2 protein-coding genes and 1 tRNA gene are annotated in these 1,486 nt (G+C 31.5%); all 3 read left to right on the forward strand.

Going from position 1 to position 1,486, the window contains the following annotated elements:
• The coding region (locus CI949_RS20650) for a cold-shock protein (protein ID WP_290769921.1) at nt 1-190 on the forward strand (190 nt) is incomplete at its 5' end.
• A gap of 161 nt (nt 191-351) precedes the next feature.
• On the forward strand, nt 352-1,188 hold the full coding sequence (locus CI949_RS20655) for a DegV family protein (protein WP_290769923.1): 837 nt from the start codon (nt 352-354) through the stop codon (nt 1,186-1,188).
• 5 nt (nt 1,189-1,193) lie between these two features.
• Nucleotides 1,194-1,269 (forward strand) — tRNA-Thr (locus tag CI949_RS20660).
• Nucleotides 1,270-1,486 lie beyond the last annotated feature (217 nt).

The following is a 1,486-nucleotide window of genomic DNA, read 5'->3' on the forward strand; positions in this document are numbered from 1 at the left end:
AAAAGTTAAATGGTTTGATGAGAAAAAAGGTTATGGCTTTATTGAAAGAGAAGATGGCGACGATGTATTTGTACATTTCTCTGCTCTTCAGCAGGAAGGATTTAAAACTTTAGAAGAAGGTCAGGAAGTAGAATTTGAAATTGTTGAAGGAGATCGCGGACCTCAAGCAGAGAATGTTGATGTTATATAATTAAAATTTAATTATGTAAAGTTGCCCTGGTTATTAAATTAGCCGGGGCTTTTCTATGTTTTAAAATAAAATAACAATAAGTAGTTGATTTTTATTATCAATAAATATAAAATTATAGATGATGAAATTAAATTAAAATAAAGCGAGTTGGAGGTAAGTTTATGGATTTTAAAATAATAGTCGACAGCTGCTGTGATCTAACAAAAGATTTGCGAGAAAGATTTAATATTTCTACAGCACCACTGTCTATAGATGTTGGAGATAGACACTTTATAGATGATGAAAATTTGGATCGAGAAGGATTATTAGATGCAATGAGAAACAGTAGTGATGCACCAAAAACTGCTAGTCCTGGCCCTGGTCCTTTTTTAGATTTATATCGAAAATATGATAATATTTTTGTGGTAACTCTTTCTAAAGAACTAAGTGCAACATATCAAAATGCCATGTTAGCAAAGAAAATGATTTTAGAAGAGGCGGAAGATAAATTAATAAAAGTCTTTAATTCTTTTAGTGCTACTGTAGGTGAAACAATGATTGCTTATAAGTTAGGAGAATTAATAGAAGCCGGTTTCAATAGAGATGAAATTATAGAGAAAACTGAAAAATATGTTGAAGAGATGCAGACATTATTTGTTTTAGATTCTCTTGATAATTTAATTAAAGCAGGAAGAATGGGGAAATTAAAAGGAAAAATTGCTTCTTTTTTTAATATTAAACCAGTTTTAGGTGCAACTCCAGATGGGACTATCACTCTTGTTGATAAAGCAAGGGGAAGCAAAAGAGCAATCAGAAAATTAATTGAAAAGATAGGTGAAAGAGGAGAAAATTTAGAAGAGAAAGTTCTTGGCATAGCTCACTGTAATGCCTTAGAAAAAGCAGAATATATTAAAGGAAAAGCAGCTGAAAAATATAATTTTAGAGAGATAATTATTGTTGAAACTGCTGGAATTAGCACAGTTTATGCTAATGAAGGTGGAATAGTACTGGCATTTTAATAGATGCCGGTGTAGCTCAACTGGCAGAGCAATAGTGTCGTAAACTATAGGTTGCAGGTTCAAGTCCTGTCACCGGCTCCAGTCTTGACATAATAAAATAAAAAATAATTGAATTATTGTTAATTAAAGAGGCTGTACTGATTAGTCAAAGATAATCGCTTCAAATCGAAAATCATAGTCCAGTTTTAAAGAGTATTTAGCTTGACAATCTCCCATAAAAAGTTATAAAATCTATATTAGACCGTAAAATTGTGGGAGTGATTTTTGTGAGTGATTTATTAATTATGACACCCGGTCC

It is taken from the genome of Halanaerobium sp. (assembly GCF_003070835.1).

Excerpts from the sequence above, each read along its gene's own strand:
- CI949_RS20655 (WP_290769923.1), top strand. The coding sequence starts at position 352 with ATGGATTTTAAAATAATAGTCGACAGCTGCTGTGATCTAACAAAAGAT.